We start from the raw sequence: 6,569 nt of genomic DNA, 5'->3' as shown, positions 1-6,569 counted from the left end.
CTGAATGACATTTCTCTTATCCGCAACGTCGGTTTCGGTGCCGCTCCCTGTGACGGTTGTGAAGAAGCCTGCAAGGCAGCCGCCTTCGTTTCCAACTTCCGGGGCGGATACGGCGCGCTGCGTGAGCTGGTAGAGTATATTTTAAAAAACCAGGGCGTCTGGGACGATATAGTGAATCATTTTCTGACCGGCACTGCCGAATTTAAACAGTAAGGAAAGGAGCGTCTGCATCGTGTTTTCGGAATGGCAGTATTACGTAATGCGGGCCATTGGCAGAGGAATCCGTCATCTGTCCTACCCGACAGTCATTTCATTAGGACGCAGGCTGGGTCCTTTAGTCAGCCGGATTATGAAAAAGCAATATGACAGAGCCATCTTTCAGGCTGTGCGGGGACTGGAATGCAGTGAAGAAGAGGCCCGCCGCATCGTAGATGAATTGTTTTGCAATCTGGGCCAGTCAGCATTGGAAATCCTCTATACGCCCAACCTGAATCCCGGCAATATTTCTGAATACGTCACCCTCGATCATCCGGAACGCCTCGATGAAGCCATGAAAGAAGATAAAGGCGTCATCATCCTTACCGGTCATATCGGCAACTGGGAATGGCTGGGAGCACTGGCCATGTATGGCTATCCGGCTTCGACTATCGTCAAGAACCAGGCCAACTCGTCCATTACGCGTCTTCTGAATGAAAACCGGGAAGGCATGGGCCTGGAAGTCTTCGCCCGCGGGGGAAATGAAATGATCATTGCCGCCCGGGCGCTGAAGCGGAAGAAACTGCTGGGGTTCCTGGCCGATCAGGACGGCGGCTTTCATGGCGTGCCCCAGCCATTCCTGGGAAAAATGAGTTCCACGCCGAAAGGGCCGGCCATGTTTGCCCAGAAATTTCATTCTCCCATCGTCCCTGTCTTTACCATTCATGATGAAAACCATCGCACTCATCTGGCAATCGGTGAAATCATGCATTTTGAAGATACGGGGAACAAGGAAGAAGATATTGCCAGCATGACGCGAAAAATGGCAGTACTGACGGAAAAATTCATTAAAGAACATCCTACGGAATGGCTCTGGTTCCAGCACCGCTGGAGCACGGAACCGGAAGATATCATTGCGCTGCAGAAAGAAGGAGCGGTGAAGGACAGTGAACATACGGCAGAAACTGATACAAAATAAAATAGCCATTCTCGTGGCAGTCGTTTTGATTTTATTTGCCGGCATGTTATACTGGTTCATGAAATCGGCGCCGACGCAGGTAGAAGATACGCCCCGCAGCGATGACCTGGTCGAATTCCAGGGTTCGGAAATCGAAGAAAAAGACGGGGACCGTCTGGTATGGCGGCTGTCATCAGAGAAAATCCAGGTCGATCCCAAGACACAGAAAATGTATTTTACCAGCCCAAAAGCTGAAATCTGGGAAAAAGACGGGACTGAGCTTACGGTGACAGCGAAACTGGGCATCGTAGACCGGGCCAAGAAAACCATTGAGCTGAAACAGCCTATTGAAGCTTCGACCGATAAAGGAGATACATTGCAGACTGAGGGCAGTGTGTATTATAATATGGATACACGGCTTATCAAAGGCGGCAAAGTGCTGCTGACGCGCCATGATAAAACGGCGGTAAGCGGTGATTCGTTTGAAACCAACGCATCCCTGGATCAGGTAACGGTGCAGGGCCATGCGAAGATAACCAAGGGAGAGTAGAGCATGAAACAGAAACGATGCATGAAAATCCTGGCAGCTGTCATGGTCAGCGCCATGCTCCTGCCCGCTGCCGTTACGATTGCCGCGGATAACCCTTCTGTATCGGTGACGGCAGATAAACTGGAATACAATGGCAAAACACAGATTGCCAAAGCGACGGGCAATGTCGTTATCATACGGGACCAGGCAACCCTCACGGGGAACGTGGCTACGTATAATCTGAAAACGGCAGAAGCCGATATGGAAGGCAACGTCACGGCCCAGCAGCCGGACATGCACATGACTGCCGACAAACTTCATTCGACGAACCGCAATTACCTCATCGCCACGGGCAATGTCAAAGGCGTGTATGGCGATAAAAAGGTAAATGGCGATCAGGTAGAATATTATCTCGACCAGGACCATGGCATCGTAACGGGCCATGGATATCTGGAAGCACAGGGCTCGCAGATGTGGGCCGACCATATCGAAGGCTGGTTCAAGGAAATCCGGGCAGTCGGTACGGGCAATGTCCATATCGAATCGCCGGCGGAAGAACTGACTGCCTATGGCGACAAGGCCGTGTATACACAGACGCCGGGACAGAATAATGGCGTCATCCACATGACCGGAAATGTATATGCTACCCAGAAGGGTAACCAGCTCAGCGGCAATGACGTAGAAGTGCACCTGGCAGATAATTCTGTAGAATCTAATGGCCGTTCTACCGTTGTATTCATACCGGGCAGTGAAGAATAGGGGAAACGATGTACATCCAGACCAATGATTTAATCAAAACGTATAAAGAACGCAATGTCGTCAACAGAGTCAGCATTCATGTAGACCAGGGGCAGATTGTCGGCCTTCTGGGACCGAATGGGGCAGGCAAGACGACGACATTTTATATGATAGTCGGCATCGAGCATCCCAGTGACGGGTCGATTTACATCGATGACCACGATATCACCGGGCTGCCTATCCATAAGCGGGCTGCCTATGGCATCGGCTATCTGCCTCAGGAAGCATCGATTTTCCGCAAGCTGACCGTAGAAGATAATCTGCTGGCCATGCTGGAAACGACGACTTTGTCGCGGAAAGAGCAGAAGGAAAAGGCCGAAGCGCTCATGGAAGAATTTACCATTACCAAGCTGCGCAACCGCCTGGGCATACAGTTGTCCGGCGGCGAACGGCGGCGTGTGGAAATCGCCCGCTGTCTGGTCATGGATCCGGCCTTTATCCTCCTCGACGAACCCTTTGCCGGCATCGACCCGTTGGCTGTCAATGATATCCAGGATATCATCAGTCATCTGAAGGACCGGGGAATTGGCGTTCTCATTACGGACCATAACGTCCGGGAAACGCTGAGCATCGTCGATAAGGCGTATATCCTCAACGAGGGGCAGATCCTCCTGGAAGGAAGTCCACAGATGATTGCCAACGATCCCGTAGCCAAGAAATTCTACTTAGGCGAAGAATTTACCATGTAACAGGGGGAAACGATGAGAATATTAGATAAGTATATATTAAAGGAATTCATCAGCCCGTTCCTGTTCGGTGTCTGCGCCTTTACGGCTGTTTTCATTGGTACGGGTACGCTCTATCGGATAGCCAATTTAATCAACAACTACGGAGCTTCCCTGTGGGATGCCTTTCGTGTCCTCGTCCTGGCCCTGCCCTCGATTATCGTCGTGACCTTTCCCATGTCGGTGCTCCTCGGCTCACTCATGGCCTTTGGACGCCTGTCCAGCAACAGCGAGCTCATTGTCATGCGTTCAGGAGGACAGAATTTTGTCCGCCTGGCCATGCCGATTTTTATCGCTGCCCTGATCATTTCTCTGGGGACGACAGCGTTCAACGAATTTGTCGTGCCGAAAGCCAACAATGCCTATAATACGATTATCAATCAGGAAATCAAACATCAGGTGGCCCCCAAGACGCAGGACCATATCATTCTCAAAGATGTCAAGGGTCATGATATCAACAGCCTGATGTACGCCCGGCAGTACGATTCAGACCTCAAACAATTCAAGGACATCACCGTCCAGGAATTTGAAAATGATACGCTCGTACGGGTGGAAAAAGCTGATTATGCCGACTGGAACGGCAGTAAATGGGTCATGCATGAAGGCCGTATTTACGATGTTTCGGTGGGGGAAACGGTAACCCGGACGATGACCTTCAAAAATCAGGAACTTCCTATTTCCCAGAAACCGAATAAAGTCAGTGCATCCCAGAAGAAGCCTGATGAAATGACCATACGGGAACTGCGGGAACAGATATCGCTCCTCGACCAGAATTCGGTCAATACGAATAAGATGAAAGTGGAAATGTACAACCGCTTTGCCATGCCGCTGGCCAGCTTGGTCTGCGCTATTGTCGGCGCACCGCTGGGCATGCAGAAACAGCGGGGCAGTTCTTCTATCGGTTTTGGCATCAGCGTCGTCGTCATTTTCATTTATTACACGATTATGACTCTGGGGAATGCCCTGGGGAACGGGGGCAAGATTCCTCCGTATATTGCCGCTTTTTTACCGGATATCGTCTGTGGCATTGCCGGTATATTTTTAGTATACCGCAAATCCAGATAATCAGACGGAGTGATTGGTATGCCTTGGGGCTGCCGGTCACTCTGCCTTTTTTTATATATTTCTGCAGAAATGATGCAAAATGCCATGACAGAATTCATATCATGGTATAATATAAAAAACAGGATGGAGGTGTGCCAATGGAATACGGATGGATTATGTTGCTGATTTTAGCCGTCATGGGCGGTGTCATAGCCTATCTGGGTGATAAAATCGGCTCCCGCGTAGGCAAAAGAAAAATAAAATTATTTGGCATGCGGCCGAAATACTCATCTATCCTGATTACAATTATTACCGGCGTCAGCATTGCCGCCGTTACCCTTGGCGTCATGTCGGTCCTTTCGCAGAATGTCCGCATCGCCCTGTTCGGGATGCACCAGCTGCAGCTGCAGAAGGCCGAACTGGAACAGCAGCGGGACCGGTTGCTGCAGCAGGCCCGGGAGTTGGGACTGGAAATGGAAGAAAAGAACAATCTCCTGGCAGCCAACGAAAACCTGCTCCGTCATCAGGAACAACAGCTGGCCGATGCCAACGACCGCATACGGGTGACACAGCTGGATCTGGAGCAGACCCAGGCCGCCCGCGATGATGTGAGCCGTCAACTGACCATCGTCCAGGTGGCCCGCGATGAAATGATGGCCCGCAATACGCAGCTTAACACAGAAAATAAAGAACTGGAAGCGACGCAGGCACGCATGAATCACACCATCGGCCTGCTCGATGAACGCATAAAATTACTGAACGATAAAATGACCGATATACGGGAAGGGCAGGTACTGTTCCGCGTCGGTGAAGTCCTGGCCAGCAAAGTCGTCGATGCCAATGCTGATGAAAGTAAGATCCGGGCTTCTCTGGGAGAAATGCTGGCCCAGACCAATACCCGCATCCGGGAACAACTGGGCATCACCAATGAAAATGCCGTCGTGCTCTATATTTCGCAGGATGAAATCGACCAGACGGTCCAGACGCTGCATGCCGCTAGGGGCAGTAAATTGATCCGCCTTACGGCTGCGGGCAATATCATCCTCGGGGAACCGGCGCTGGTCCATCTGGAAACCTTCGATAACCAGCTCATTTATCATAAAAATGAAATCGTCTATGAAGAACATTTCCGCTCTTCCGATGTCAATGGCAGTGCCGAATACATCGTCTTCCGCGTCCTCCATGAAGTCAATCAGAAAGCCGTCGGCAAGGGCATCCTGCCCGACCCGCTGACAGGCAACGTGGGGTCGCTGACGGCAACGGAAATGTTCGATACGATCCAGCGGATTAAATCCTGTGGCGATGGCGATATCATCCTGCGGGCCGTGGCCCGTACGGATATTTACACGGCGGGGCCGATGAACATCGACATAGCCGTCCGGTCCTATGGGACACCGTGAGAGGAGCAGGATTCATGATTTTAGCAATCGATCCCGGATCAGAAAAGACGGGGACAGCGGTCCTTGGCACCGATGGCAGCCTGGTCTGCCGTCAGATCATACCTACCGGGGACCTTTCCTGTCATCTGCGGGAGATGTATAAAAAGTATGCTTTTACGCATATTGTCATGGGAAATGGTACGAACCACCGTCATCTTCAGCCCGTTGCCGAAGAATGGATACGCAAAGAAGCACCGGATGTGACCTTTTCCCTCATCGACGAAAAGTTTACTACTGTAGAGGGGCGAAAGCTGTACTGGCAGTATACGCCCCGCCATGGCTGGCGCCGTCTGGTCCCTCTGTCCCTGCAATATCCGCCGGAACCGGTCGATGACTTTGTGGCCTGGATCATCGGACAGCGGTATATAAAATCCCTGGGAGGTCTTTCATGATTGAATACGTACTACGCGCTATAGGACTGGCTTTTGGAGCCCTGGTGTATAACTGCGGCCTTCACGTGTTCCTGGTACCCAATAATGTCATCGATGGCGGCGTCGTCGGGATTGCCCTCATGGCAGCCCATGTGACGGGCATATCCTTCAGTGTGTTTATCGTCGCTCTGAACGTCCCTTTCTTCATTATCGGCTATCGCAAGATTGGCCTGCATTTTACCTTTTTTTCCCTCTATTCCGTCCTCTGCCTTTCGCTATGGAGCAGTTTCCTCCACCTGGCTCCCATGACGGATGACCCCTTTTTATCGACTATTTTCGGTGGAATGATCATGGGACTCGGCGTTGGGCTTATCATCCGCTGGGGTGGTTCCCTAGACGGGACGGAAATCATGGCCATCATCGCCGAAAAGATTTCTCCCTTTTCCGTCGGCGAAATCGTCATGTTCTTCAACCTGTTCATCCTGGGGTCGGCCATCTTTGTTTTTGGCG

Annotated in this window: 8 protein-coding genes and 1 pseudogene; all 9 read left to right on the top strand. The window is 51.3% G+C overall.

Annotated features, from left to right (window positions below; all coding sequences use genetic code 11):
- Positions 1 to 213: pseudogene (locus DBO31_RS09220) on the top strand (3-deoxy-D-manno-octulosonate 8-phosphate phosphatase); the annotation flags it as partial.
- Between the two features lie 19 nt (positions 214 to 232).
- Positions 233 to 1,174 carry a lysophospholipid acyltransferase family protein gene (locus tag DBO31_RS00920; protein WP_072235730.1) on the top strand — a complete coding sequence of 314 codons (942 nt, stop codon included), beginning with the start codon at positions 233 to 235 and terminating at the stop codon, positions 1,172 to 1,174.
- Positions 1,143 to 1,703, top strand: a complete 561-nt coding sequence (lptC, locus tag DBO31_RS00915) for an LPS export ABC transporter periplasmic protein LptC (protein ID WP_234995341.1) — start codon at positions 1,143 to 1,145, stop codon at positions 1,701 to 1,703. The genes DBO31_RS00920 and lptC overlap by 32 nt, the downstream gene beginning before the upstream one ends.
- A gap of 3 nt (positions 1,704 to 1,706) precedes the next feature.
- Positions 1,707 to 2,441, top strand: coding sequence for an LptA/OstA family protein (locus tag DBO31_RS00910; protein ID WP_059076781.1), 735 nt, complete (start codon positions 1,707 to 1,709; stop codon positions 2,439 to 2,441).
- Between the two features lie 8 nt (positions 2,442 to 2,449).
- Positions 2,450 to 3,169, top strand: coding sequence for an LPS export ABC transporter ATP-binding protein (lptB, locus tag DBO31_RS00905; protein ID WP_059076782.1), 720 nt, complete (start codon positions 2,450 to 2,452; stop codon positions 3,167 to 3,169).
- A gap of 12 nt (positions 3,170 to 3,181) precedes the next feature.
- Positions 3,182 to 4,270 carry an LPS export ABC transporter permease LptG gene (gene lptG / locus DBO31_RS00900; protein ID WP_059076783.1) on the top strand — a complete coding sequence of 363 codons (1,089 nt, stop codon included), beginning with the start codon at positions 3,182 to 3,184 and terminating at the stop codon, positions 4,268 to 4,270.
- Between the two features lie 137 nt (positions 4,271 to 4,407).
- Complete coding sequence (locus DBO31_RS00895) at positions 4,408 to 5,649, top strand: DUF3084 domain-containing protein (RefSeq protein WP_150824218.1); 1,242 nt, start codon at positions 4,408 to 4,410, stop codon at positions 5,647 to 5,649.
- A 14-nt stretch (positions 5,650 to 5,663) separates the two neighbouring features.
- Positions 5,664 to 6,080, top strand: a complete 417-nt coding sequence (locus DBO31_RS00890) for a hypothetical protein (protein WP_059076785.1) — start codon at positions 5,664 to 5,666, stop codon at positions 6,078 to 6,080.
- Positions 6,077 to 6,569 (top strand): YitT family protein (locus tag DBO31_RS00885; protein WP_150824217.1); only part of this gene is annotated, 493 nt, incomplete at its 3' end. The genes DBO31_RS00890 and DBO31_RS00885, both read left to right, overlap by 4 nt.

The organism is Megasphaera sp. DJF_B143, from assembly GCF_900320625.1.
Classification (GTDB): domain Bacteria; phylum Bacillota; class Negativicutes; order Veillonellales; family Megasphaeraceae; genus Megasphaera; species Megasphaera hexanoica.
Note: the sequence above shows the minus strand (reverse complement) of the source record. Positions and strands in the feature narration are given on the sequence as shown.

Bases quoted from the DNA above. Each gene is read 5' to 3' on its own strand.
- DBO31_RS00910 (WP_059076781.1), top strand. From the start codon at position 1,707: ATGAAACAGAAACGATGCATGAAAATCCTGGCAGCTGTCATGGTCAGC.
- lptB (WP_059076782.1), top strand. From the start codon at position 2,450: ATGTACATCCAGACCAATGATTTAATCAAAACGTATAAAGAACGCAAT.
- lptG (WP_059076783.1), top strand. From the start codon at position 3,182: ATGAGAATATTAGATAAGTATATATTAAAGGAATTCATCAGCCCGTTC.
- DBO31_RS00895 (WP_150824218.1), top strand. From the start codon at position 4,408: ATGGAATACGGATGGATTATGTTGCTGATTTTAGCCGTCATGGGCGGT.
- DBO31_RS00890 (WP_059076785.1), top strand. From the start codon at position 5,664: ATGATTTTAGCAATCGATCCCGGATCAGAAAAGACGGGGACAGCGGTC.